This window comes from Kribbella sp. NPDC056951 (genome assembly GCF_042674205.1).
Taxonomy (GTDB): domain Bacteria; phylum Actinomycetota; class Actinomycetes; order Propionibacteriales; family Kribbellaceae; genus Kribbella; species Kribbella yunnanensis.
The window spans coordinates 1-23,810 of record NZ_JBHUQZ010000011.1 but is presented as its reverse complement, the minus strand read 5'-3'; the positions used below and the strand labels follow the sequence as shown (position 1 = coordinate 23,810).

General features: G+C 68.1%; 17 protein-coding genes. 12 read left to right on the top strand and 5 right to left on the bottom strand.

The genetic code is table 11. From position 1 onward, the window contains the following. Positions 1 to 385: 385 nt before the first annotated feature. Positions 386 to 1,630 (top strand): MFS transporter, encoded by a 1,245-nt coding sequence (locus tag ACFTSF_RS32245; protein WP_344161778.1) that lies wholly within the window; start codon positions 386 to 388, stop codon positions 1,628 to 1,630. 113 nt (positions 1,631 to 1,743) lie between these two features. On the opposite strand, the gene ACFTSF_RS32240 is transcribed toward ACFTSF_RS32245, so the two are convergent. Further along, positions 1,744 to 1,941, bottom strand: coding sequence for a DEAD/DEAH box helicase (locus ACFTSF_RS32240; protein ID WP_344161775.1), 198 nt, complete (start codon positions 1,939 to 1,941; stop codon positions 1,744 to 1,746). A gap of 120 nt (positions 1,942 to 2,061) precedes the next feature. Here ACFTSF_RS32240 and ACFTSF_RS32235 point away from each other — a divergent pair, with 120 nt between their 5' ends. After that, complete coding sequence (locus ACFTSF_RS32235) at positions 2,062 to 3,393, top strand: diguanylate cyclase (protein WP_380158233.1); 1,332 nt, start codon at positions 2,062 to 2,064, stop codon at positions 3,391 to 3,393. Between the two features lie 3 nt (positions 3,394 to 3,396). Here ACFTSF_RS32235 and ACFTSF_RS32230 read toward each other — a convergent pair whose 3' ends face one another. Continuing rightward, entirely contained in the window at positions 3,397 to 4,371 is a 975-nt protein-coding gene (locus tag ACFTSF_RS32230) for a zinc-binding dehydrogenase (protein WP_380158231.1), read from the bottom strand. Between the two features lie 135 nt (positions 4,372 to 4,506). Here ACFTSF_RS32230 and ACFTSF_RS32225 point away from each other — a divergent pair, with 135 nt between their 5' ends. From ACFTSF_RS32225 to ACFTSF_RS32215, 3 genes are read left to right on the top strand one after another with little or no spacing between them, the layout of a single operon-like run. Then, positions 4,507 to 7,290, top strand: a complete 2,784-nt coding sequence (locus ACFTSF_RS32225; protein ID WP_380158230.1) for a DEAD/DEAH box helicase — start codon at positions 4,507 to 4,509, stop codon at positions 7,288 to 7,290. Beyond that, positions 7,287 to 8,501, top strand: coding sequence for an SWIM zinc finger family protein (locus tag ACFTSF_RS32220; protein ID WP_380158228.1), 1,215 nt, complete (start codon positions 7,287 to 7,289; stop codon positions 8,499 to 8,501). The genes ACFTSF_RS32225 and ACFTSF_RS32220 overlap by 4 nt, the downstream gene beginning before the upstream one ends. A 10-nt stretch (positions 8,502 to 8,511) precedes the next feature. After that, complete coding sequence (locus ACFTSF_RS32215) at positions 8,512 to 9,519, top strand: hypothetical protein (RefSeq protein WP_380158226.1); 1,008 nt, start codon at positions 8,512 to 8,514, stop codon at positions 9,517 to 9,519. A 271-nt stretch (positions 9,520 to 9,790) separates the two neighbouring features. Here the strand turns inward: ACFTSF_RS32215 and ACFTSF_RS32210 are convergent, their stop codons facing one another. Genes ACFTSF_RS32210 through ACFTSF_RS32200 form a run of 3 tightly spaced genes read right to left on the bottom strand, consistent with a single transcriptional unit; the run spans position 9,791 to position 12,297 of the window. Next, on the bottom strand, positions 9,791 to 10,483 hold the full coding sequence (locus ACFTSF_RS32210; RefSeq protein WP_380158225.1) for a hypothetical protein: 693 nt from the start codon (positions 10,481 to 10,483) through the stop codon (positions 9,791 to 9,793). Beyond that, positions 10,480 to 11,460 (bottom strand): GDSL-type esterase/lipase family protein, encoded by a 981-nt coding sequence (locus ACFTSF_RS32205; RefSeq protein ID WP_380158223.1) that lies wholly within the window; start codon positions 11,458 to 11,460, stop codon positions 10,480 to 10,482. Before ACFTSF_RS32205 ends, ACFTSF_RS32210 begins: the two co-directional genes overlap by 4 nt. A gap of 39 nt (positions 11,461 to 11,499) precedes the next feature. After that, positions 11,500 to 12,297, bottom strand: coding sequence for a TrmH family RNA methyltransferase (locus ACFTSF_RS32200; protein ID WP_380158221.1), 798 nt, complete (start codon positions 12,295 to 12,297; stop codon positions 11,500 to 11,502). 265 nt (positions 12,298 to 12,562) lie between these two features. Between ACFTSF_RS32200 and ACFTSF_RS32195 the strand changes: the two genes are divergently transcribed. The 7 genes from ACFTSF_RS32195 (at position 12,563) to ACFTSF_RS32165 (ending at position 23,671) form a co-directional block, all read left to right on the top strand. Further along, positions 12,563 to 13,753 (top strand): hypothetical protein, encoded by a 1,191-nt coding sequence (locus tag ACFTSF_RS32195; RefSeq protein ID WP_380158219.1) that lies wholly within the window; start codon positions 12,563 to 12,565, stop codon positions 13,751 to 13,753. Further along, positions 13,750 to 14,367 carry a hypothetical protein gene (locus ACFTSF_RS32190; protein ID WP_380158218.1) on the top strand — a complete coding sequence of 206 codons (618 nt, stop codon included), beginning with the start codon at positions 13,750 to 13,752 and terminating at the stop codon, positions 14,365 to 14,367. Before ACFTSF_RS32195 ends, ACFTSF_RS32190 begins: the two co-directional genes overlap by 4 nt. Then, entirely contained in the window at positions 14,360 to 15,037 is a 678-nt protein-coding gene (locus tag ACFTSF_RS32185; RefSeq protein ID WP_380158216.1) for a hypothetical protein, read from the top strand. The genes ACFTSF_RS32190 and ACFTSF_RS32185 overlap by 8 nt, the downstream gene beginning before the upstream one ends. Then, positions 15,034 to 18,150: a chromosome segregation ATPase gene (locus ACFTSF_RS32180; protein ID WP_380158214.1), complete on the top strand. Its 3,117-nt coding sequence runs from the start codon at positions 15,034 to 15,036 to the stop codon at positions 18,148 to 18,150. The genes ACFTSF_RS32185 and ACFTSF_RS32180 overlap by 4 nt, the downstream gene beginning before the upstream one ends. A 108-nt stretch (positions 18,151 to 18,258) precedes the next feature. Next, positions 18,259 to 21,000 carry an AbfB domain-containing protein gene (locus ACFTSF_RS32175; protein WP_380158212.1) on the top strand — a complete coding sequence of 914 codons (2,742 nt, stop codon included), beginning with the start codon at positions 18,259 to 18,261 and terminating at the stop codon, positions 20,998 to 21,000. A 1-nt stretch (position 21,001) separates the two neighbouring features. Next, the gene (locus ACFTSF_RS32170) at positions 21,002 to 22,822 is read left to right on the top strand and encodes a glycoside hydrolase family 76 protein (RefSeq protein WP_380158210.1); all 1,821 of its coding nucleotides are present in this window, start codon (positions 21,002 to 21,004) and stop codon (positions 22,820 to 22,822) included. A 198-nt stretch (positions 22,823 to 23,020) separates the two neighbouring features. Beyond that, entirely contained in the window at positions 23,021 to 23,671 is a 651-nt protein-coding gene (locus ACFTSF_RS32165) for a hypothetical protein (RefSeq protein ID WP_344161734.1), read from the top strand. Positions 23,672 to 23,810 lie beyond the last annotated feature (139 nt).

The following is a 23,810-nucleotide window of genomic DNA, read 5'->3' as shown; positions in this document are numbered from 1 at the left end:
CCCCGCAAGGCGTCATAGATGAGGGCGCCAGGGGCGGAGAGCGGACGCGCTACTTGGCCTGGTGAAGGAGAAGGAAGCACGTCCAGGAGCCGCCCCTGGCAAGAAGAACGCTACCGGGCTCCACCGACAGTTTCTGACGGTTCCGCGCCGGAACATGAGAAGTCCGGTACCAGGGTCGGGGCCGCCCCGCCCAGACCCCGGTACCGGAACACTCACAAATATAGAACCTTTGATCAAACCCGACGCCACCGGGTAGCCGTTTTGGCCGCAAGATGGCACTGATGCGCCGCCAGCAAACCCTTGATTCACCCCCTTTCGCGCAGGGAAACCCTTCCGATCACGCGGGGAAGGTGTGGGACTACGGATAGTGGTGAAAACTGCTCTCATGGAGGGTGGGGTGGTCGAGCGTGCGCGCTGGCGGGATGTCTTCGGACATGCCGAGTTCCGCGCGTTGTTCGTGGCCGGGGTGCTGTCCGTCGCCGGTGACCAGCTCGCGCGCGTGGCACTGGCGGTGCTGGTCTTCGACCGGACGGAGTCGGCCGGGCTGACCGCGCTGACGTATGCGCTGACCTACATCCCCGATCTGCTGTTCGGTCCGCTGCTGGCGGGCTTCGCGGATCGCTACCCGCGGCGTTCGGTGATGATCCTCACCGATCTGGCCAGGGCGATTCTCGTTGCTGCTATGGCGATCGAGGGTCTCCCACTGCTCGCGGTGATCCTGCTCCTGCTCGGACTCCAGGCGTTCGGGTCACCGTTCAACGCGGCTCGCGCGGCGACACTGCCCGCCGTACTGCCTGGGGATCACTATGTCCTCGGCAAGGCCGCCAACGACATGGTCGTGCAGTTCAGTCAGGTGCTCGGCTTCGGCGCCGGTGGCGCGATCGTGGTGGCTGTCGGCACGTCCGGCGGCCTCCTGCTCGACTCGGCAACCTTCCTGCTGTCCGCGGCGCTACTGGCAGTCGGAGTCCATCGCAGACCCGCTCCGACGGGTGGCACTGATGCGCCACGTCGGAGCTACTTCAAAGACCTGTCCGCAGGCCTCTCACTGGTTGCCCGTACGCCGAAGCTCCGGACGCTGGTCATTTTGGCCACCATCGCCGGGTTCTACGTGACCGTGGAGGGTCTGGCGATCCCCTATGCGCATGAGATCGGTCAAGGGCCGACCGCGGCAGGGCTCCTGCTGGCGGCCAGTCCGGCCGGTGCGGTCGCCGGGATGTGGCTGATCACGCTCTGGCCGCCAGAGCGTCGCATGCGACTCCTGGGGCCGTTGGCCGCACTTGCGTGCATCCCATTGGCCCTGTGCTTCCTCACACCGGGTCTGGTGCCCACACTGTTGCTGTGGGGGATCTCCGGGATGGCGTCCGCGTACCACCTGCCGACCAGTGCGGCGTTCGTCCAGGCTGTGCCGGACTCACAGCGCGGTCAGGCGTTCGGAGTCGCCAGCACGGCTCTCAAGGGCAGTCAGGGCCTGGGGATCCTGCTGGCCGGCCTGGTCGCCGAGGGTTCGTCCCCGTCGTTCGCCCTGGGGGTGATGGGCACCGTGGGACTGTGTGCCGCCGTGGCGGCGGGCGCCGCCTGGTCACGTGCCCGCCGCCCCGGGCCCGAAGTCGCGGGAACGAGCCCCGCATGACTTTCTGCTCGCTTCTGTGCACTGCTCGGCAAGCCGGCCGGAGATTCAGGGAATTACCTCCGGACAGCCCTCGGTAAATTATCGGTAAAGAAATTCTCGGGAGGTCTCGTGGATCACCATTCGTTACCGTTGGTGAACCATTCGTTGCCGCCCCCGGCCGGCCGGTTCAGCCACTCGTTGCCACTCTGCGTGAACCACTCGTTCCCGCCGTGGAACCACTCGTTCCCGCCGTGCAGCCACTCGTTGCCGCCGCCGGTCGAACGCTTGCTGGAACCGCTGAACCACTCGTTGCCGGTGCTGATCTTGGACATGGTGGGGATCCTTCCTTCGCCATCCGCCAGATGGAATAACGCGCGGGCCGGGATGACCTCGCGTGAACAGGCAGTTACTATTCAGGAATAACCGCTCAGGTCTATCCGTGTGAGGCCACCATGATTCTGATCGGTCGGAGCAAGTGGGTGCCACCCCGCCGATGGAAGCTCTGGTCGTTGCCACGTCCGGCGCTGAGCTATGTGCTCGGTGTCGACGCTGTCGCAGTCACGATCACCGCCTTGGCTCTGGCCTCGACGATCTCCGGTGCCCGTACCGGCGTCAGGCCCTCCGAGTGGGCCGCGTTCGCAGTGCTCGCGGCCGCCTCGGTCCTGCACCTGGAGTCTGCCCGCGGAATCGAGCGGCGACGCGAGATGGCAGCTAACAGTTCGCCATACACGAACTTGAAGAGCCTGTGGGTGTTCGCCGGCCTGCTGCTGCTCCCGCTGAGCCTGGTGATCGCCCTGATCGTCGTCTCGTACGGGTACTCCTGGATCCGCGTCTACGGACGGACCATCGCGCACCGCAAGGTGTTCTCCGCGAGCACGTTCATCCTGGCCAGCGCTGCGGCCGCCGCCGTACTGCGTGGGGGCGGTCTGATCGCGGAGCCGCGGGTACCGACCGGCCCGTTCTCCCTGCTGGTGGTGCTGGGTGCGGCGACCACGTGGTGGCTGGTGAACTTCGCGCTGGTGATCGGCGCGATTCTGCTGTCCTCCCCCGACGCCACTGCCCGTGGCGCGCTGGGTGACCTCTCCGATCAGCTGGTGGTGGTCGCGGGTCTGGGGCTCGGCGTGGCGGTGGGTGCGCTCCAGGCGTCGTACCCGTGGGTTGTGCCGATCCTGATGGTGACGGTGCTGACTCTGCACCGCGATCTGCTGCTACCGCAGTTCCAGCGTGCTGCTGGAACCGATGTGAAGACCGGTCTCGCCACTCCGGCGTACTGGGCGAACGCAGTGCCGGTGGAGTTGGCGCGTGCGGAGACTCTGCGCAGCACAGTGGGTCTGTTGATGCTCGACCTGGACAGGTTCAAGGAGATCAACGACACCTACGGCCACCCGGCCGGGGACCAAGCTTTGAAGGCTGTCGGTCAGAGCGTGCGTGCCGAGGTCAGGCAGGGCGATCTGGTGGCACGTGTCGGTGGCGACGAGCTGGCGGTGCTACTGCCCGGCGCGTCGGAGACCGAGGTGCTGGAGGTCGCTGAGCGGATTCGCGACCGCCTGAGCACGTTGACCGTGTCGGTCGACACCACGGCCGACGAGACCGCGCTGATCAGCGGCGTACCGGCGTCTATCGGTACGGCGGTGTACCCGGACGTCGCGAACACCATGGATCAGCTGGTGCTCGCGGCTGACAATGCACTGCTCAGCGCCAAGCGGGACGGCCGGAACCGCATCGTCGCGGCCCGGCCGAACCCACCTGCTGTCACTGACCACGCCGACCAGCCGGTCGACTGAGGGTCAGCGCACTCTGATCAGGGCCTTCCCGAGCAGTGCGCGCTGCTCGATGGCCGTGTGTGCGTCAGCCACGTGGTCCAGGTCGAAGACCCGATCGACCACTGGCACCAGGTCACCGGCTGCGGCCCGCTGCAGTACGAGCGCGTCGGTCACAGGCGTGGAGATGATGTCGACGCGCAGGTCGGCGATCCCCTTCACCGTGATGCCCCGACGCTCCGCGTCAGCCGGGTCGTAGGCAGCGAACCCGCCACTCGGCGCACCGTGCGCCGAGAACCAGCCACCGTCCTTGACCACGCCGAAGGCTGTCGCGCCCAGCTCACCACCGGCGCCTTCGCAGACCACGTCGGCGCCCCGGTTGCCGGTTGCTTCGAGCACCGCCTTCTCCCAGCCCGGCTGCGAGTAGTCGATCACCACATCCGCGCCCTGTGCCTTGCTGAGGTCCAGCTTGGCCTGCCCACGAGCAGCGGCGATGACATGCGCCCCGGCACGATGGGCTAGCTGGGTCAGCAGCAGTCCCATGCCTCCGGCGGACGCAGTGATCAGCACGTCCTTACCGCGCAGATCTGGGGCCAGCTGCTCCAGCAGGAGGGTCGTGAAACCGTCTCCGGTCACGGCGACGACGGTCTCCAGGTTCAGACCGGCCGGTACCTCGGTCAGGGTGTCGACTGCCGCGAGTACGAGCTCGGCATGCGCACCGAAGTCCACACCGCGTCCGATGACGGTCTTACCGATCCACGTCTCCGGTACGCCGGGCCCGGTCGCCCGCACTCGGCCACCAAACCGGCTGCCCGGTACGTACGGCGGTTTCACGTCGAAGAACCCGCCGTGCAGGCCACGGCGAATCGCTGTCTCGACGAAGATCATGTCGGCCACCTCGACCTCGACCAGGACCTGCCCGTCGGCCGGGACCGGGTCGGGCCACTCCTGGATCCGGATCACCGAGGGTTCGCCGAACTCGGTCACCACTGCTGCACGCATTCCTGCTCCTTCGTCGTCGAGAGTGCCTCCAGCCTTCTTCCTGAACCACGGTTGAGGTCAAGCCGATCCGAAGTTGTCCACAGGCCGGATCCGGCGACGCGAAAGTTGTCCGGGGTCCGGCGTACTCTGCAGGGCATGTTCGACGCCGTCTTCATCCCAGCCGACCCGCCACGTGCGGGCCGCTTGGCGTTGTACGGCGAGCTCGACGCGGCCGACGACAGCGTCACACTCGTGCTCCCACAGGGATCGCAGGTTCGGCGGCGGACTGTTCCGGCGCGACTGCTGACCATCTCGGAGGCACTCGCGCTGGCGTCGTCGCCGGTGCAGGGCGCCGCGAGTTGGGAGGCGTGGCGGGCTGCTGCCTTGGCCGGTCTGGGGCTGATCGCGCGTGGGCGGCTCGTGCCGGATCTCACCCCGAGTGGGTACGGCGGTTGGCGGGTCGCACCGCTGGATCCGCTCGACCGCGGCTGGCTGAAGCAACTCGTCGCCGCGATGCCGCCGTACGGGCATGCGTTGCCGGTCGAGGGGACGCGGCCGGTGCGCTTGGTCGATCCGGAGCAGCTGGTTCGGGCGTTCTGGGATGCGATCGCGGACACGCTGGTGCGGACGCCTGCCGCTGCCGTCGCCGTACGTGCTGGTGCCGCGGCGTTCGCGGCGGTGGAGCCGGTGGCGGTGACCGGACCGACCGCGTGGCTCGCCGAGACTGCACAGAGCGAGGACGCCGGAGCTCGGCTGGTGCTGCGGATCGAGCCGCCTGCGCTGGAGGGGTTGGACTTCCAGGCTGTGCTGCAGCTGCGGAGTGAGCTTGACCCGAGCCTGCTGGTCGATGTGGCCGATGTGTGGACCGCACCGGCGGCAGTGCTGGCGGCGCTCGGTGAGCGGGCGGAGACCGACCTGTTGCTGGCACTGCGGCGTGGTGCGCGGGTGTGGCCGCCGCTGTCGGCTGCATTACGGGACGCGGCGCCGGCTGCGGTTGAGGTCGATGACGAGGCGCTTGAGGAGTTGGCCGAGGGCAGTACGGCGCTGGAGGGCGCTGGTATCGAGGTGCTGTGGCCGGCTGAGCTCTTCGCGGGTGAGCTTGCTGTGCGCGGGACGGCCGGGACACCGACGCCGGGGGCAGTGACCGGTCCGGACTTCAGCCTGACCGAGCTGGTCGCGTTCCGTTGGCAGCCGACGCTGGACGGGCAGGAGCTCAGCGAGCAGGAGGTGGCTGCGCTCGCCGAGGCGAAGCGGCCGATGATCCGGATGCGTGGGCGCTGGGTGCGCGTCGACCACGACCTGGTTCGGAAACTGCGCCGCGGCGGGACGCACAAGCTGACCGGTGCTGAGGCGCTGGCGGCTGCGCTGACCGGGACTATCGAGGTCGATGGTGAGCTGGTCGCGTTCGACGCGGACGGCTCGCTGGCGGCGATGCTGGCTCGGCTTCGGTCGAGTGAAGAGACACCGGTGTCCGCGGAGCCGGCGGGGTTGCAGGCGACACTGCGGGACTATCAGCGGCGCGGTGTGGCTTGGATGGCGCAGCTGACTGATCTCGGGCTCGGTGGATGTCTCGCCGACGACATGGGGTTGGGCAAGACGATCCAGGTCATCGCGTTGCATCTGCTGCGGCGCGGGCGTGGGCCGACGCTCGTGGTCTGCCCGTCGACGTTGCTCGGCACGTGGGAGCGGGAGTTCGCGCGGTTCGCTCCTGATGTGCCGACTCGCCGATTCCACGGGGCGGGGCGGACCTTGAGCGACATCGCGCCGGACGAGGTGGTGCTGACGACGTACGGCGTTGTCCGCCAGGACCATCGGGTGCTCGGCGAAGTGCAGTGGGGGCTGGCCGTTGCGGATGAGGCGCAGCACGCCAAGAATCCGCTGTCCCGGACGGCTCGTGCGTTGCGAACGTTGCCTTCAGCAACCAGGATCGCGCTGACCGGGACGCCGGTGGAGAACCGGTTGTCCGAGTTGTGGTCGATCCTCGACTGGGCCGCGCCGGGGCTGCTCGGCTCACTCGAGCGATTCCGGCAGGACATCGCCGTACCGGTCGAGCGGTATCACGACGAAGAGGCGACGGCTCGGCTGGCGCGGATCACGCGGCCGTTCCTGTTGCGGCGGCGCAAGATCGATCCGGGGATCGCGCCGGAGCTACCGCCGAAGACCGAGCACGACCTCGTCGTACCGCTGACGGTGGAGCAGGCGACGCTCTATCAGGCAGTCGCGAAGGAGACGCTGGCCAAGATCGAGGCTGCGGAAGGTATCGAACGGCGCGGGCTCGTGCTGAGTCTGCTGACGCAGCTCAAGCAGATCTGCAATCATCCGGCGCAGTTCCTGCACCAGCCAGGTCCGCTGGAGCGGCGGTCCGGGAAGTTGGCTGCGCTTGACGAACTGCTCGACGTGATCCTCGCCGAGGGCGAATCGGTGCTGATCTTCAGCCAGTACGTCGAGATGTGCCGGCTGATCGAGGCGCATCTGGCGACACGTGGTGTGCAGTCGCTGTTCCTGCACGGCGGGATCGGGGTGCGCAAACGGGAGCAGATGGTCGAGCAGTTCCAGGCTGGTGAGTCTCCGGTGTTCCTGCTCTCGCTCAAGGCGGGCGGTGTCGGGCTGACGCTGACGCAGGCGACACATGTCGTGCACTACGACCGCTGGTGGAATCCGGCGGTCGAGGATCAGGCGACCGACCGTGCGTACCGGATCGGGCAGGATCGGCCGGTGCAGGTGCATCGCCTCGTCACGGAGAACACGCTGGAGGATCGGATCGCCACGGTCATCGCGGCGAAGCGCGATCTGGCGGATGCGGTAGTCGGTTCGGGTGAGGCCTGGCTGAGTGAGCTGTCCGATGCGGAGCTGAGCGAACTCGTCGAGCTGTCGACCGGACCGGCTCGGTCGGGTTCGGCCAGTGCGTACAACCCTTCTGCGGTGGGGAGGGCGCTTTGAACGAGCGGGTGCCCTGGCAGGGGTGGCGTGACAAGGGTGACGATGCGGGACTTCCGGCGGCTCGAGGGCCGGGGAGTCGGCGGCCGTTCGGTGCGACCTGGTGGGGGCGCGCGTGGTTGGAAGCGTTGGAACAACGGGCGCGGCTGGATCCGAACCGGTTGGCGCGCGGGCGTTCGTACGCGCGCCGTGGGAGCGTCCTGGAGCTGACGGTCACGCCTGGCGAGGTCGACGCGGTTGTGCAGGGCAGCCGGACGACGCCGTACCAGGTGGCTGTGCGGGTCCAGGCGTTCTCGAATGCTGAGTGGGATGCCGTGCTCGACGTCGTGTCGGCTCAGATTGGGCGTGTGGCGGCGCTGCTGGATGGGGAGCTGCCGCCTGAGGTGGTTGACGACGTCCGTGCGGCCGGACTGGATCTGCTGCCTGGTGCCGGCGAGATCCGGACGAACTGCAACTGCCCCGACTTCGCCGTACCGTGCAAACACTCCGCGGCTGTTTGCTACGTCATCACTGATGCTCTCGACAGCGATCCGTTTTCGTTGCTGCTGCTTCGCGGTCGGTCCAAAGACGATCTTCTGGCGGCCCTCCGCGCTCGCCGCGGGACCTCCGACACCGCGCCGGTCGTCAAGGCCGCTCCCCCGGGCATCCCGGCGCGCGAGGCTTACGCCGGTCGGATCGGCGTGCTGCCGGTTGTGCCCCGACCGTTGCGGTCGGCGCGACCACCGGCAGCGGTGCAGGCGCTGGATCCGCCTCGGGCGTCGGAGGTCGACGTACGGGATTTGGTTGCGTTGGCGACCGATGCGGCGCAGCGGGCTTGGGAGTTGGCCTCGGGTGATGGTGGGTCGGAGCTGACCTTTGACCAGGACCTTGCCCGTCGAGCTGCGGGAGTCGGTACGGCGGAATTGGCCGAGCTGGCGCATCGATCCGGCGTACCGGCTCGTCAGCTGACCAGCTGGGCCGCTGCGTGGCGCCTTGGTGGGGCCGGTGGTTTGTCGGCGACTCTCGACATGCCCGCGGACGCGGACCCCGACGCCCTCGCCGAAGCCGCCGCCCTCCTACCGAAGGCGACTGTCGCAGCCAACCGCGTCACCGCCGGCAAACTCCAACTCCGCCTCGGCCCCGACAACCTCTGGTACCGCTTCGACCAACACTTCGGCGACTGGACCCTCAGTCGCCCACCATCGCCCAATCCTCAAGACCTGTTGGGTTGGTAATTTCGCGGGTGTGACCGTGCGGATTTCGGCGTCGAGTTTTCCTACGCCTGACTTGGTGAAGACGACCAACAACCCTGCGCAGTGGGATCAGCTCGACCGGTTTGCGGCGGTTCAGGCGGAGGCGGCGAATGGGGCGCTTGAGTCGCTGGGTGAGCGGCTCGCGTCGGCTTCGACGGTTGAGGATCGGGCTGCGGCGTTCGAGGGTTTGTATCGGCAGTCGGCCGAGTGGCGGTATCGGTTGGCTGTTGAGGGGCGGGTGACTCGGCCTTCGTCGAATGCGGAGACGATTCGTACGCCGATCGGCGAGGGGTCGATGTCTTATCGGCTCAGTCCGTCGGTCGCTGGTCGTGAGAGCGGGTCGCCGGCGCATCGGGCGTTGACGAAAATGGAGCGGGTCGCGCTTGAGCAGTTCTCCGGGTCTGCGGATCGGGTGCAGCATCAGGTCGCGTTGCCTGATGGGCGCACGGTCAACGGGAATCTGTTGATGCGGACCGAGTCGCTCGGCGATCAGGCGGCGGATGTGTTCGGCCGTAGTACGGAGGAGATGGCCGCCGCGGCGCCCGCTGTCGCGCTCGACGAGACGATTACGGTCACTGCCTCGCTGGACGATCGCGAGGTGCTGCGCCGCGCGGCGTTCGAGCAACTGGCCGGCTTGGAGACCAAGCGGGCTGAGGCCGGTGGCCTGGATCCTCATGATCCGGAGAATCGCCAGGCGTTCGCGGACGCGACGTACTGCCTGTTCCAGGGGCCGGAGTTCCGGCGTGGGACGGACGCGACGATGCGGGTTTTCGTGGCTGCGGCACATGCCCGGGTGTTCGACGCCGCTCCTGTTGTGCCGCAGGGAGTCGATCTGGACGCCATGGTTCGGGACCAGCAGGGTTTCCGCGACACGATGCGCGATGAGATGCGGGTGATCCCAGGAGGCCAGACGGCGGGCCAGGAACGATCGACCTCGGCGGGCGAACGCGCTGCCGGTGCGCGTGACCAGGGCCGCGGATCGACCGGGATCCAGCGGTAGCAACCGGTACGGCGGTGATCCGGCGGGTGGTGAGGAGTGGGTCCAGCCGCGCTCTGCTGTAAAACCCTCGCCACGAGTCGGCGTTGCCGTCGTGACTGTGAGGCTCCTACTTACCCGCGGCTCGGCCACCCGCCGGATCCACTGATGGCGCCGGTACCCACTTGTCGGCGCTCGATGCAGGCGCTCGGCGTCGGGAACGACACGTAGTGGTGTGCTGCCAGTTCGGGTTTCAGGCGTGAAGGAGGCGGCGGGCTGGCCCTGGCGGGGACTACTACGTGTCCTTACCGACGCTTAGTGGGGTGAAGGGCATGGGGGCGGGCGTCGGGGCGCGGTCCCAGGGTTCGTCCAGTGGGGTGGGGCGCCAGCGCCAGGTGGCTGGGTTCGGGGTGCCGGGGATTTGGGTTCGGCCGGTGAGCCAGCGGAGGTTGAGCCAGGGGTCGTCGGTGGGGCGGGGTTCGTGGGGGAAGGCTCGGGCGAGGATGCGGGCGCAGAGATCAGCAGGTGGGTCTAGCGGGTTGGCTAGGGTGCTGGTCAGGTCAGCGGGTGGGGTGAGCGCCGCGCCCAGGGTGGTGGTGAGGTCGTGGCCATGGAGGAGCGACTCGACGCAGGCCATGGCGGTGAAGCCTTCGGGGTCGCCGATGCCCCAAGGGTGGTAGGCGCGGGTCTCTGGTGGGGTTGCGCGGACTACCAGGGCGAGGATGCGGCCGGCGGCTTCTACGAAGTCGAGGACGCCGGCGGGTGGGGCCAGTTCTTGGGCGGTGGCTGACCAGCGGACGTACTGCGTGGGTGCGGCGACTGCTAGTTGGCTTGCCCAGTGCAGGTGAGCTTGGCCGAGGTGTTCGGCGGTGGCGCGGCAGGTCCAGTCGAGTGAACCTGCGAGTGCCGACCAGTCCTGGTCGACGGTCGGGCGTAGGGCGTCGACAACACAGGTGACGGCGGTGTCGAGATCGTCCGGGGTGATCAAGAGCGAAGGCGCAGCGAGGTGGCGGCTGCGAGTGCCGGGATCAGCTGGTCGGCGATCTTGCGGTGACCGGCGACCGAGGGGTGGATGTTGTCGGTGCAGTCGGCCTCGGTGATCCAGCCGGTCGAGTCGATCAGTACGACGTTCAGATCGTCGAGGGTCTTGACCGCAGACGCGATCGTGTCCGCGTGCTTGCCGTTGAACGGGGTGAGCGCGACGACCGTCGTCGATGGGTACGCCGATCGCACGCGGCCGACGTACTCGGCGTACTGCTCCGTCGTCAGCGTCTCGTCGTTCACCGCGAGGTTGACGACCACCACGTCAGGCGCCTCGACCCGCGAGGCGGGCGAGCCGGCGAAGTTCCAGCCGAAGGACTCCAGCCCCGACGGCACCTCACCGTTCCCCGGCTTCACGATGCCTTGGCTGCCGAAACCGACCTGGTACGACGTCGCTCCGAACGCGCGGGCGGTCAGGTACGCGTAGGACGCCGTACCGTCGACGCCCACCGACTCGATCTCCGGGCTGAGCGCCCGCACGCCCTGGGTGATCGAGTCGCCGTAGAACTCCAGCCGCGGTCCGTCGGGGCGGCCGCTGAGCCGCAGGCGGGAGTTCACGTCGAGCACCAGACCGGCGAAGACCACCGCGCATTCGAACGGCGGGTTCCACCGGTTGGCGTGCTCGTTGACGTCCTTGACCGCCACCTCGACCTTGTGCCGGCCGGTCGGTGCGGTCAGCTCGACGACCGAGTCCTCGATCACGTGCAGGACCGGCTCATCGTCGTCGAGCGTGACCCATAGGTGCGGCGCAACCGTCAGACCGGTGGTGTCGAAGAGCAGTTGGACCTGCTCCCCCGCGAAGGAGAACGACAGCCGCGAACCGGAGTTGACGGTGATCGCAACACCGGGCTGGTGGCCCCACTGCCCCTCCAGCACGATCCGCGGGTCTGACGGGGCTACAACTTCACCCGGCTCGAACGGCACGTCTGAACTCCCTGTTAGTCGGTTGCGGCCGCCATTCTTTCACCACCCGTTCTTGTGGGCCCGCGCCTCGAACAGCAGGATCCCGGCGGACAGTGCGACGTTCAGCGAATCGGCCTGGCCGAGCATCGGGATCGACACGGCACCGAAGCCCTGCGCATGCCACTCCGCCGACAGGCCCGAGCCCTCCGACCCGACCACGAACGCCGTCGGTCCGTCGTACGCCGTCTCCCGGTAGCTGCCCTGAGCCGCCGGATCCGCCAGATGCACGCGGAAGCCGTGGTCGCGCAGCCACTCGGCCGCGGAACCGATCTCGTCGAACTCCAGGACCGGTGTGGACAGGATGGTCCCCCGGCTCGCGGAGTACACGGCCGGATGGCTCGGGCGGGCCCGCCTGCTGGTCAGGACCAGGCAGTCGGCATCAGCTGCGTCGACCGTCCGGATCAGGGTGCCGAGATTGCCGGCGTACTCGACTCCGTCCGCGACGAGGACCAGCGACTCCGCAGTGAAGTGGAGGGCGCGCGGATCCCAGATTGGGAGTCGCGCGATCGAGAGCAGGCCGTCCGAGCGGGTCTTGCGGGAGAGTCGGCCGAGCAGCTTGGCCGAGATCCGGTAGACCGCAGCGGCACGCTCCGCGATCCGGTCGACCGGGTACGTCGTACCGGCTTCGGGGCACCAGAAGAACGCCTCGAGCTCGGTGTCGGTGGCTAGCAGGCGGTCGTGTTCCCACGCGCCTTCGACGAGGATCCGGCCGGGAGCGGCGTCCTTGCGGACAGTGAGCAGGTCACGGACGGCTGGGTGCTGGGCGCCAACGGTCGGCGCAGCATTGTGCACAGTCATGTGCGGGACTCCGTACTGGAGAACTGAGCAGCGCACCGGGGACCCTGTCGCGGGTCGCACACCGGTGTGTGAACGTCACTAAAGCGACGTTGTGGTTCGGACGCGGTCTACCTGGACCGCGTCAGCCACGGTGAGGCTGTCTCATAGTCGCGATGGTAGGCAGGGCCGGCCGCGGTCGTCACCAGGTTTTCCACAGGCTCGGCGGGCCTGGTTTTGGTCTGTCGGAGTCCGTGACTAGAGTCCCTGGCACACGGGAGGAGTGAGCATGGACGCGACATTGCTGGACGCGGAGGCCGAAGCGGCCGTACTGCGCGTCTACCGGCAGGTGTTCGCCGTGCTCGCCCGCGAGGCCGGGGCGATGATCGTCGATCCGGAGTTGCTGGACGCCGATCAGGCGATCCTGGACGCGTTCGCGGAGGCCGGGAGCGACGGGTTGACCGTCGAGCAGGCGACGCTCGCCTGCCGCGCCTACCCGCACGACGTGATCGTCCGCCGCTTCGAGGTGCTCCGGCAGTACGGCGCGATCACCAAGCTGGTCGACCGTCCGAACGAATTGCGCCACCGGGCGGCCTTCGCGCCGTACGTGATGTTGATGTTCCTGCGGCGGATGTCGGTGCAGGGCGGTCAGGCAGAGCTCCACCAGCTGCTCACGCTGGAGGCGCACAGCGTCAGCGACCCGAAGTCCACGGAGGACGACGGGCTCGCTTCGATCGAGCGCCTCACCAAGGTCTTCCGTCTCCTCGGTAACGAGCTGGCGATCCTGGTCGCGACGAGTACCAGCGCCCAGCTCCGCGAGAATGCGCAGCTCGCCTGGGGTAACGAGCGTCTGATCGAGCAGGCCGAGACAGTCCACCGCATCGTTCTCGGCCGCTGGCCGGTGCTGCACCGCGCGTGCACGTCGCTGCGGATGTCGCTGGCCGCGTACGCCGATGCGGTGCAGCTGGCCGCGGGTCGTCTGGTGGAGCGAGCCGGTACGACGCGTGCGCTCGGGCTGTTGCCGATCGAGACGTGGGTGACGTTCACCCGCGGTAGCGAGCCGGACGTGCTGGCCGCAGTGCTGGACGGTCTGCTGTTCGACGCGGCCTCACCAGACTTCTCGCCGCAGACCATGGTCGAGGCGGTCGAGACAGGTCGCCGGTCCGGTACGGCGAGGATGGCGCCGCCGCGGCCTACCGCGGATGTGGACGCGCCCGAGTCGGCCGCTGCGACCGATCGCGAGGAATTGCGTGCCGAGGCTGAGCGGGTGCTGGCTGGACGGCCGTCAGTGGACATCGTCGAGGTGGTCGATGACGCGGGCGACTGGGTTACCGCGCGTCGCGTGCTGGCTGAGCTGACGGCTGCACATCTGCACGATGAGCTGGACTACGAGCTGGTCTGGTCGGACGGGATGCGGATCGACCCGGAGGCCGGGACGCCGTGGGCGACCGAAGGCGTGTTCCGGAGGGTCAGTCGATGAGTACGCCGTCTGAGGCCGTCGAGCGACGGCTCTACAACGCGCTGTGGTGGGCGAAGGTGCAGTCGGCCGGTCCACTCGCGGTGGACCCGGATACGCCGGCGGTGGCCGGTCTGACCCGCGCGGCCGAGCCGGACGGTTCCACGGTCTGGCTGGTGCCGACGATGCCTTCGGGCGCGGGCCACGCCGTACTGGATGAGCTGGGCACTCCCCCGGTCGCCGTCGAGCAGCCCAACGAGACAGCCCGCGTGCTGGCGATCGTGGTCGCCTGCTGCTGGACCGACCGCAGCGGTTCGGCTTGGCCGGGTGCGATCGGCACGCTCACCCAGGTCAGGGCCGTGTACGCCGGAATGCGGGGGCGGGCCGAGCAGTCGAGCGACCTGACCCTGATCATCGGCAGCCTGCGCCGCCTGCACGCGACCCACTGGATCCGCTGGAACGAGAAGGCCGCGGAGGTTCGTCTCGGACCGCGCGTGATCAATTGGAACGCCGCGGACCAGGCGATGCTTCGAGACCTGTGTCGCCACCTCCCCGACCCACCACCAGCAGTCCTCACCACCACACCTGACGAGCCGGCCTCGCCCGCGGACGACGTACTGGAGGCTGTGGATGAGTGAACTGCAGCATGCGTTGTTCGATCCGTTGTTGCAGGATCTGAGCGACCGGGCGCGGGACGAGGTGCTGGCGGCGTTCAGTGCGGTGCAGTATGCGGCGCATCCGGTGGCTGAGGTGCAGCTGGCCGGGTTGCGGGATGTGACGCTGCGACGCCAGGTGCAGAAGATGCTGAAGCTGATCGGCCGGGTGCTGGTGCAGGTCGACGGCACGCATTGGACCTCCGGGTACGCCGATGACATCGCCGCGGCTCTGACCGCGCAGGGGTGGCAACCGCTCTCGGTCGTCGACCGCGCCGTGCTGGTGCTTGTGCTGATCCACTCGGTCGCGATCCCGCGCAGCGAAGGCATCCTGACCGGCGACAGCTGGAAGTCGGCGCGACCGACGACAGTCGACGAGCTCCGGACCACCAAGATCAGTGGTGAAGAGCGACGGCTCGCCCTGCAACGACTGCGGGCGGCCGGGCTGATTCAGCTGTCCGGCGACCACTCCGGTGGTCCCAGTTACATCCCCGGTCCGCAGCTGCAACGCCTGACCCCCGCGGCCCGGCGCCGGCTACAGGACCAACTTATCCTGGCCGCCGCCCCGGCCAGTCCGATCGCCGAAGCCATCCGGGCCCGCAACGGATCGGCGACCGCATCGAGCAGTACGGAACAAGAAGAAGGAGTCGCATGAGCAGCACGGTGGAGGACGGTCCGTTCGACATCCTCGGGTCGAAGGTGCTGCTCGGTGTCCAGGTCGTCGACCTGTCCCGGCTATCCACGCACCCGATTCCGATGGTCGGCCAGGGTCTCGTGACGGTCGCCGGCCAAGGCCCGACCGACTCGAACGGCGCCGGCAAGTCGTCCTGGATCGCCGCGCTCAGTCTGCTGCACGCCGATGACCAGTGGCGGCTCACCAGCGGTGCGCCCGGTGCGGCCGAGCTCCTGTTCACCGCGGAGGCGGCCGGCCAGGAGGGCAACTGGTCGAACGTCGACCGCGGCTACATCGTCGGCGTCTTCTCCGACCCCGACCTGACCGAGCTCGACAAGATCGAGGCGGCCGCGATCACCGTCTGGATCCGCATCAACCGCAAGGCGTCGTACCTCGATCTGCGCTGGAAGAACGGCCTGCACGTCCCGTACGGCGCGACCGAGGCCGAGCGGGCTGCCGGGGCCGACGCGTTGTGGGCCGCGCTCCCGCACTCCAACGGCCGCACGGACTTCCACGCCAACAAGCTTTCGACCGTCCTGTACGGCGGTCAGGTCCGCTGCGTCTCGTTCCTGTCGACCTCGGTTCGGTCCAGCCCGACCGCGAACCTGCTCGCCGAACCGCTGAACGAGCTGGGCCCGGCCCGGATCTTCAACGCGATCGCCACTCTCACCGGTCTCGATCACGAGCTCGAGCAGGAGCAGGCGCATCGATCGGCCGAGCACACGCAGCGCGAGGCGACCAAGCAGGCGACGGCCGACCTGCAGCGCTGGGAGCAGGAGATGGCCGCGGTCGAGGCCGGCATCCTGCAGCGAGGTGCGGCTCGCGATGCGCTGGCCGCGGCGAAGGAGTCCTGGCAGGCGCGCAACGCGCGGCACCTGATCGACGGTGACGCCCGCAACGGCGAGATCCTGCACGAGCTCGGCGAACTCGACGAGCGGGTCGCCGAGCAGGAGGCCCGCCGGGAGGCGGTCGATGCCGCGATCGATGCCTTTGGCAACGAAGAGGTGCTGCTCCGCGATGTTCAGCTGACTCGCCAGGAGCGGGACAAGCTGGATGCGCGGGACCGCGATCTCGATCTGGCCCAGCGTTCCGTGCGTGAACAACTCGAGCGACTCGGGCAGGAGCATCGTCGACTGCTCGACGCCGGTCGCTCCGCGGACGGGCGCGATCTGGCGGCGGCTGGTGAGGAGCAGACCGAGGCGCGCGAGGCGCTGGAGGAGCACATCGGGCGCGACCATGCGGCCCGGTCCGCGGTCGATGTCGCGACCGCCGAGCTGCGTGAAGCGGAGAGCGGCCAGACCGTTTCCGCTGCACAGCAACAGGTCCTGGAGAACGCCGGGCTCGAATGCGGCGCGCTCACCGACATCACCGACCTGCCCGCGTCGGCGCGATCCGAGTGGGAGCCGCGACTGGCGCCGTACCGGGAAGCTGTTGTCATCGATGCCGGTGATGCGGCCGTCGCCTCGGCGGCGCTGGCCGACGCTGGGTACGCCGGATTCCTTCTGGTGCTGGCGAATCGGCCCGGCTCCAAGGGCGCTAAGGGCGTTCCGACCTCTGCCGACAAACGCTTCAGCCTCGACACCTTCTTCTCGACGCTGGCCGAGCGCGCCACCAAGGAGAACATCGACGATGTCGCCGGTGTCGTCGCGGTCGGCCAGTTCGACGAGCCGCTGACCGGCCGGACCGCGCGCATCGAGGCGGCTCGCCGCCGGGTCGAGGCCGCGGCGGAAGCACGCGCCGCAGCATCCACGGCACTCGAGCAGGCTCGCGCCCGCGTCGACCAAGCAGAGCGCCGTACGGCGGCCGCCCGGGCGCTCGCCGACGCGGAATCGGTGCAGGAGCAGATCCTCGCGCTGCGCGAAACGATCGACCGTCACGAGAACGATCGCGACTCGCTCGCCCCGCAACTCCAAGCAGCCAAGGAATCCGCAGAGGCTGCGGCCGGCCAGCAGTTGGTCCGCGACGAACGACTGAAGAACCTCGAGTCCACCCGCCGCGACCACGACCGGATCCTCGACGACCTGACCGGGCGTCGGCTGCGACTGCTCGAGGAGCAGACCGCGCTCGACCTGACCACCCGGATCACCGCCTGGGGCACGACGCCGGCCGAGGCGAACGAGTTCCTGCTCGAACTGCCCGACGACGCCCAGCGCCGTACGACGGCGGACTGGAATCACCTCGCCTGCACACAGCTCGACGACGTGATCCGCCGCTGTTTCCCGAACGCCCGCTCCCGCGAGGAGATCCCGGCCGAGCTCTGGGAGATCCTCAACGGTCCGGACGGCTGGACGGGCGGGACACTCGGCGCGCGCGTCGGCCTGGTCCCGGCACTGCAGCGGACGTTGAGCAGTCATCTCGCTCAGCACGAGACGTTCGACAGCCTGCAGCAACAGCAGATCGCCAACCAGCGCGCCGAGCGCAACGCCGCTTTGGAGCGGGCCCGCGAGGGTCTTGGCGAGGCCGAGAGCACGGCTCGCGCCCACCGCGCATCCCTTGCCGACGGCATCAAAGCCCGGCTTCGCCTGGTATCGCAGGAGTTCGACCGGCTCGACCAGCAGTACGGCGGGTACGGCGCGAAGCTCGAGTTCCCCGAGCCGGATCCGCCCGCCGAGCCCGACAAGCCGTGGCGATGGACGGTCACCCCGAAGTGGCGACGTTCGGAGGGCGGGCCGTTCTCGGCGTTCAACGTCAAGGGCAACACCGCGCAGATGGACGAGAAGGCGGTGAAGCTGGTCTGTGCCGCCGCGCTGGCCGGCGGATCCGACCGGCCGCTGCTGCTGATCCTGGACGAGCTCGGTCGAAACCTGGGTTCGCAGCACCGCCGGGAGGCCGTGGCGCTGTTCGAGCAGATCGGTCGCGACCGCAACATCACGGTCATCGGCGCACTTCAGGACGACATGGAGCGCTACGCCCTCGCGTCGTCGAGGCTGTACGTCAAGCTGCGCCGCAGCTCGGACACGATGGCCTACAACCAGGCGCCGGTCGTGAAGGGCAACGAGGAGTACGCCGCTCGCGTCGAGCTGCTGCGGTCGTGGCTCGAGTCCTACCGGGGCAAGACGCCGACGCTCGAGCTGGCTTCGCCGACCTTGACGTAGACAAACGCTTTCCGACAGAAACAATCATCCAGAGTCTTGATTTAGTCGGCTGAGTCTCCATACTGACGGGTGAGAGCGCTCTCTCCTACCGCCCCGAGGAGACTACAGATGACCTCCGGCCTGCTTCGTCATGCCTCCGTACGGCTCACTCTGCTGATCGTTCTCGCGATCCTCAGCGCTGCCCTGGTGGCGGCACCGGCCGACGCCTTCGCGCCGAAGCCGCCACCGTTGACCACGCCATGGACCAATCAGGTGTCGGTGACCAACCCGCTCCCGGAGTACCCGCGGCCGCAGCTGACCCGGACCGAGTGGCAGAGCCTCAACGGCGTCTGGCAGTTCGCCCCGACCAGCAACCTCAACACTCCGCCGATCGGCGGCACGCTCGCCGAGGAAGTGCTGGTGCCGTACCCGATCGAGTCAGCGCTGTCCGGCATCATGCGGCACGAGAACCGCATGTACTACAAGCGGAACTTCACCGTCCCGGCCGGCTGGTCCGGTCGGCACGTGCAGCTGAACTTCGGCGCGGTCATGTGGCAGTCCAAGGTCTGGGTGAACGGCGTCCTGCTCGGTACACACGAGGGTGGGTACGACGCGTTCTCGTACGACATCACCTCGGCGCTTCGCGCTGGGAGCAACGAGATCATCGTCGGCGTCTGGGCGCCGGTCGACGCCGAGGACATTCCGTCCGGCAAGCAGCGGCTCGACCGCGGTGGCATCTGGTACACGCCGTCGTCCGGTATCTGGCAGACCGTCTGGCTCGAACCGACCGAGGCGACCTGGATCAAGCGGCTCGACACCACTCCGAACATCACCGCCGGCGGGCTCGATCTCGCCGTACAGGCTTCATCGGCTGGTCAACCCGTCCGCGCGCAAGTGCTGTCCGGCGGTCAGGTCGTCGGTGAGGCGACCGGCGTCAGCGGTACGTCGTTCCGGGTGCCGGTGCCGAACGCCCGATTGTGGTCGCCCGACGATCCGTTCCTCTACGACCTGCGCGTCACGCTCGGGAGCGATTCCGTCGGTGGGTACTTCGGCATGCGGTCGGTCGGCAAGGCGATGATCGGCGGCTTCCTGCGGCCGACGCTGAACGGCAAGTTCGTCTACCAGCTCGGCACCCTCGATCAGGGCTACTGGCCCGACGGTCTCTACACCGCGCCGACCGATGCGGCACTGCGCTTCGATCTGGAACAGCAGAAGTCGCTCGGCTTCAACATGGTCCGCAAGCACATCAAGGTCGAGTCGGCCCGCTGGTTCTACTGGGCGGACAAACTCGGTCTGATGGTGTGGCAGGACATGCCCTCGCTGGTGGCCGGCCGCAACGCCTCCGCGACCGGTGAAGCGCGGTACGAGACCGAGCTGCGCGGGATGATCGACCACCACAAGCAGATCACGTCGATCGTGCAGTGGATCCCGTTCAACGAGGGCTGGGGCGAGTTCCAGGCCGGCCGCATCGCCGACCTGGTGAAGAGTCTCGACCCGACCCGGCTGGTCAACCACAACTCCGGATCGAACTGCTGCGACTCCGATCCGGACCCCGGCAACGGCGACATCATCGACGACCACATGTACGTCGGTCCTGGGATCGCCCGCGCTCCTTCGAGTACCCGGGTGCTGCAGCTCGGCGAGTACGGCGGGCTGGGCCTGCACGTCCCCGGTCACGAGTGGCCCAGTGGCAACAGCTTCGCCTACGAGATGCTGCCGACCAGCGATGCGTTGACGAATCGATACGTCCAGATCACCAGTCAGCTGCCGGATCTGATCAACGGCTCCGGGCTGTCGGGTTCGGTCTACACCGAGCCGACCGATGTCGAGGACGAGATCAACGGCTTCTTCACCTACGACCGCCAGGTGCAGAAGATGGACTTCGCTCGAGTGCGGGCCGTCCATCAACAGGTCCTCGCGGCCGCGAACGGTACGGCGCTGCCGACCGGGAAGCTGGTGTCGTTCCGGGTCACGACGCCGAACTACACCAACCGCTATCTGCGCCATATCGATGGAGTGGCGAACACCGAGGTAGTCGATGGTGGGAGCAGTCAGGGGTTGAAACAGGACGCCACGTTCTGGGTCCGCTCCGGGCTGTCCAATGGGAGTTGCTTCTCGTTCGAGTCGCGCAACTTCCCGGGTCAGTACCTGCGGCAGCGGGACCAGCGGGTCTACAAGGAGGCCAACACCGGCGGCACCTTCGCGGCCGATGCCACCTTCTGCGCCCGGCCGGGGCTGAGCGGCGGCGGTACGTCGCTGGAGAGCGCAGCTCGACCGGGTCAGTACCTGCGGCATCGGAACTCGGAGGTGTGGATCGACGCCGACACCGGTGGCTCCTTCCGCGATGACTCGACGTGGAACCTCGTACCGGCGTGGTGGAAGAGCGGTGCCTCGCTCAGCATCGGTCAGGCTCGTACGTTCCGGGTGACCACCCCCGGCTACACGAACCGAGTACTGCGACACCGCGACAGCCTCGCCCGGACAGATGTCGTCGACGCCGGATCCGCGCTCGCGGACCGGCAGGACGCGACCTTCGTCGTACGGGCTGGTCTGGCTGAGAGCACCTGCTATTCGCTGGAGTCGGTGAACTTCCCTGGTCAGTACCTGCGGCACAGCAACTACCGGCTGCAGAAGGCCACTAGCGATGGCGGCGACACCTTCCGGCGGGATGCGACGTTCTGTGCGCAGCCGCCGCTGGCTGGTGGTGCTGGAAACGTGTCGCTGCAGTCGATCAACTACCCGTCCTACTACGTGCGGCACGCCAGTGAGCTGGTGTACATCGCCACGGTCAGTGGACCGAACGCGTGGGACGGTGGCGGCAGCTACAACGCCGACGCGACCTGGACAGACCAGTCCGGACTAGGAGGCTGACATGCGCTCGCTGCTCGTCGTACTGGCGTTGCTGGGTACGACGCTCGCCGTACCGACTTCCGCCCAGGCCGAGGCCGTTCCACTGGCGCAGGTCTGTTCCGTGTCGTGTGACACGCTCGATCCGTCGCGGGCACAGGAGGAGACCTTCCCAGTACCGGAGAAGGTCATCAACGGACGCCGCGTCGTACTGCACGTGTCCGACAAGGACTCGATGGCCTGGGGCAGCATCGACAACGGCGTCACCAACGACGCGGTGTGGCTGGACCGCAGCTGGGACGGCGGTGCGACCTGGGAGGGCCTGCTCGGCAAGGCCTCTATCCCCAGCGGCTGGACCGGTACCCGCACGCTCATGTACAACCTGGCCGACCCAGGCGGCCACCGCCGCGGCATGATCCGGGCCTGCGGCGACGCGGCCGGGGTCGACTGCACCGCCTGGGTGTACTCGGCTGTCTGCGCTGCAGCCTGCGACGGCAGCGACGGCCCGTCCGGCGACAACCAGCCGGTCCCATCGGCGACGCTGTCCGGCCGCCGGATCGCACTGCACATCGACAACCGCGGGATGGCCTGGGGCACGATCGACACCGGCCGCGCCGGCGACGAAGTCTGGCTCGACCGCTCCTGGAACGAAGGCGCTTCCTGGCCCGGCGGCTCCTCCCTCGGCCGCGTTGGGGTTGGCTCCGGCGCTGCCGCGGCCCAGACCAAGCTCTACGCCACCGCCGACCCGCGCTCCAAGCTGTACGGCGGCGCCGTCCGCGCGTGCGGCCGCGCGGTCGAAGGCCAAAACGGAGCCTGTACGGCGTGGGCCCGGCCCGCCTCGGACCGGGCATCCGCAGCAGCCGACGCGCTGATGTATTCGTACCAGCCCTATACCGCCTGGTGGTTGTCGAGCTGGTGGAACTCGGCGGTCGCACTCACCACCGTGATGGACTATCAGCAGCGGACCCGGCGTACCGATCTGCGCTGGATGGTCAACGAGATGTTCGACAAGAACAAGGGTGTGTTCCCGGCCGGGGTGAAGAGCGGCGACGCACTGGAGGGCAACTTCATCAGCCGGGCGATCGACGACACGGAGTGGTGGGCGATCGCGTGGATCCAGGCGTATGACCTGACTGGCGAGCGGAAGTACCTGGATATGGCGGTGACGATCGCGAACTATGTGCACGGCTACTGGGACACCGGCTCGTGTGGCGGCGGTGTCTGGTGGGACCGTGAGCGCACGTACAAGAACGCGGTCACGGTTGGGCTCTACATCCGGATGACGGCCGCGCTGCACAACCGGCTGCCTGGCGACTCGGTCTGGCTGCAGCGAGCCACGACCAGCTGGAACTGGTTCACGAACAGCGGCATGATCAACTCCGCCGGCCTGGTGAACGACGGGCTGACGGGGTCGTGCACCAACAACGGTCAGACCGTGTGGACGTACAACCAGGGGCTGGCGATCGGCGGGGCGCTCGAATTGTGGCGCGCGACCGGGGATGCCGCCGTACTGGCGAAGGCTCGGCAGTTGGGTGATGCGGCGATGTCGTCGACGTTGCTGAGCCCGGGCGGGATCCTGACGGAGTCGTGTGATGCCGCAGGCAACTGTGATGACAACCAGAAGCAGTTCAAGGGAATCTTCATGCGGTACCTGATGGATCTGGCGGACAGCACCGGCGATGCGTCGTACAAGACCTATGCCCAGCGGCAAGCCGACTCGATCTGGCAGAACGGCCGCGACAGCCTCAACCGGCTCGGGCAGCGGTGGGCCGCGGGCGGCGTCCGGGATTGGCGGACGCAGGCCAGTGGGCTTGGTGGACTGCTCGCGGCGACGCCGAAGAGCTGAGGTACTTCGGATGCTTGTTTACTAAAACCGGACCCCGGTGGTCACCTCCGAACCACCGGTGCCGCAGACTGGTCGGGTGGAACTTCCAGAGAACCGCACGGGCTCTGTACGCCGGGTAGGCGGAACTCTGGCCAACCATCCGGACACCGGCGTACCGTCTGCTGCGCAGGATCGGCCGGCTCACGATCGGAGGGCGTGATGGCATCATGGCTGCTACGCGCCCAGTGGGCTCACCGTGACGAGACCGTAGAGCAACGCGCACTACGGGTGGACCGCACGCTGACTGCTGTCGCGGTCGCGTTCCCCGACGTCCATGCCTGGACGCAGGACGAGCGGTGGGGGTACCACGTCCTCGAGGCGGATGGTTCGATTCCGCTCGAGGAGATGGTCGAGGCCACCACGAAGGTGCTCGCCAACGGTTCCAGTACGACGCGGCTGCATCTCCAGAGCACTGGTGAGCTGCCGTGGCTGTTCGACCTGTCGATGGGCGGGACGCTCACGACGGTCTCAGACCAGGTCACGCTGCACTGGAGCGACGACGAGGCGCTCGTGCAGTCGGACCGCTTCGCGCAGGTCCTGCGTGCGGTCGTGTCGATCTGGGAGCCGGAGTGGGCCAGCATCGCCGATACCGAGCTCGCGGCTGCTGCGGGAGTCTTCCGCCGGGGGATCCCGATGATGGGGTGGCTCACGTACGTCCGCGGCATGGTCGCCGGCGCTCACGGCATCGACATCCAACTCACGCCGTTCGAGCGGGGAACGCTGCTCCAGGCGCCGGTGTCGCCGGCTGACCTCACGCCGGTGCACATCTGTGCGGCGGCAGCGCTGGTGGGCATCGCCCCGGAAGGCTGATCTGCTTTTTTGTGCCTAGACATATGTTAAGGGCCACCCCGAGTGGGGTGGCCCTTAACAGTGTGAAAGTCCGGCGGCGTCCTACTCTCCCACGACCTCCCGGTCGCAGTACCATCGGCGCTGAAGGGCTTAACTTCCA

What these genes read in the sequence shown, in the direction of transcription:
- ACFTSF_RS32245 (WP_344161778.1), top strand. Translation starts at nt 386, where the DNA reads ATGGAGGGTGGGGTGGTCGAGCGTGCGCGCTGGCGGGATGTCTTCGGA.
- ACFTSF_RS32240 (WP_344161775.1), bottom strand. Translation starts at nt 1,941, where the DNA reads ATGTCCAAGATCAGCACCGGCAACGAGTGGTTCAGCGGTTCCAGCAAG.
- ACFTSF_RS32235 (WP_380158233.1), top strand. Translation starts at nt 2,062, where the DNA reads ATGATTCTGATCGGTCGGAGCAAGTGGGTGCCACCCCGCCGATGGAAG.
- ACFTSF_RS32230 (WP_380158231.1), bottom strand. Translation starts at nt 4,371, where the DNA reads ATGCGTGCAGCAGTGGTGACCGAGTTCGGCGAACCCTCGGTGATCCGG.
- ACFTSF_RS32225 (WP_380158230.1), top strand. Translation starts at nt 4,507, where the DNA reads ATGTTCGACGCCGTCTTCATCCCAGCCGACCCGCCACGTGCGGGCCGC.
- ACFTSF_RS32200 (WP_380158221.1), bottom strand. Translation starts at nt 12,297, where the DNA reads ATGACTGTGCACAATGCTGCGCCGACCGTTGGCGCCCAGCACCCAGCC.
- ACFTSF_RS32195 (WP_380158219.1), top strand. Translation starts at nt 12,563, where the DNA reads ATGGACGCGACATTGCTGGACGCGGAGGCCGAAGCGGCCGTACTGCGC.
- ACFTSF_RS32190 (WP_380158218.1), top strand. Translation starts at nt 13,750, where the DNA reads ATGAGTACGCCGTCTGAGGCCGTCGAGCGACGGCTCTACAACGCGCTG.
- ACFTSF_RS32185 (WP_380158216.1), top strand. Translation starts at nt 14,360, where the DNA reads ATGAGTGAACTGCAGCATGCGTTGTTCGATCCGTTGTTGCAGGATCTG.
- ACFTSF_RS32180 (WP_380158214.1), top strand. Translation starts at nt 15,034, where the DNA reads ATGAGCAGCACGGTGGAGGACGGTCCGTTCGACATCCTCGGGTCGAAG.
- ACFTSF_RS32175 (WP_380158212.1), top strand. Translation starts at nt 18,259, where the DNA reads ATGACCTCCGGCCTGCTTCGTCATGCCTCCGTACGGCTCACTCTGCTG.
- ACFTSF_RS32170 (WP_380158210.1), top strand. Translation starts at nt 21,002, where the DNA reads ATGCGCTCGCTGCTCGTCGTACTGGCGTTGCTGGGTACGACGCTCGCC.
- ACFTSF_RS32165 (WP_344161734.1), top strand. Translation starts at nt 23,021, where the DNA reads ATGGCATCATGGCTGCTACGCGCCCAGTGGGCTCACCGTGACGAGACC.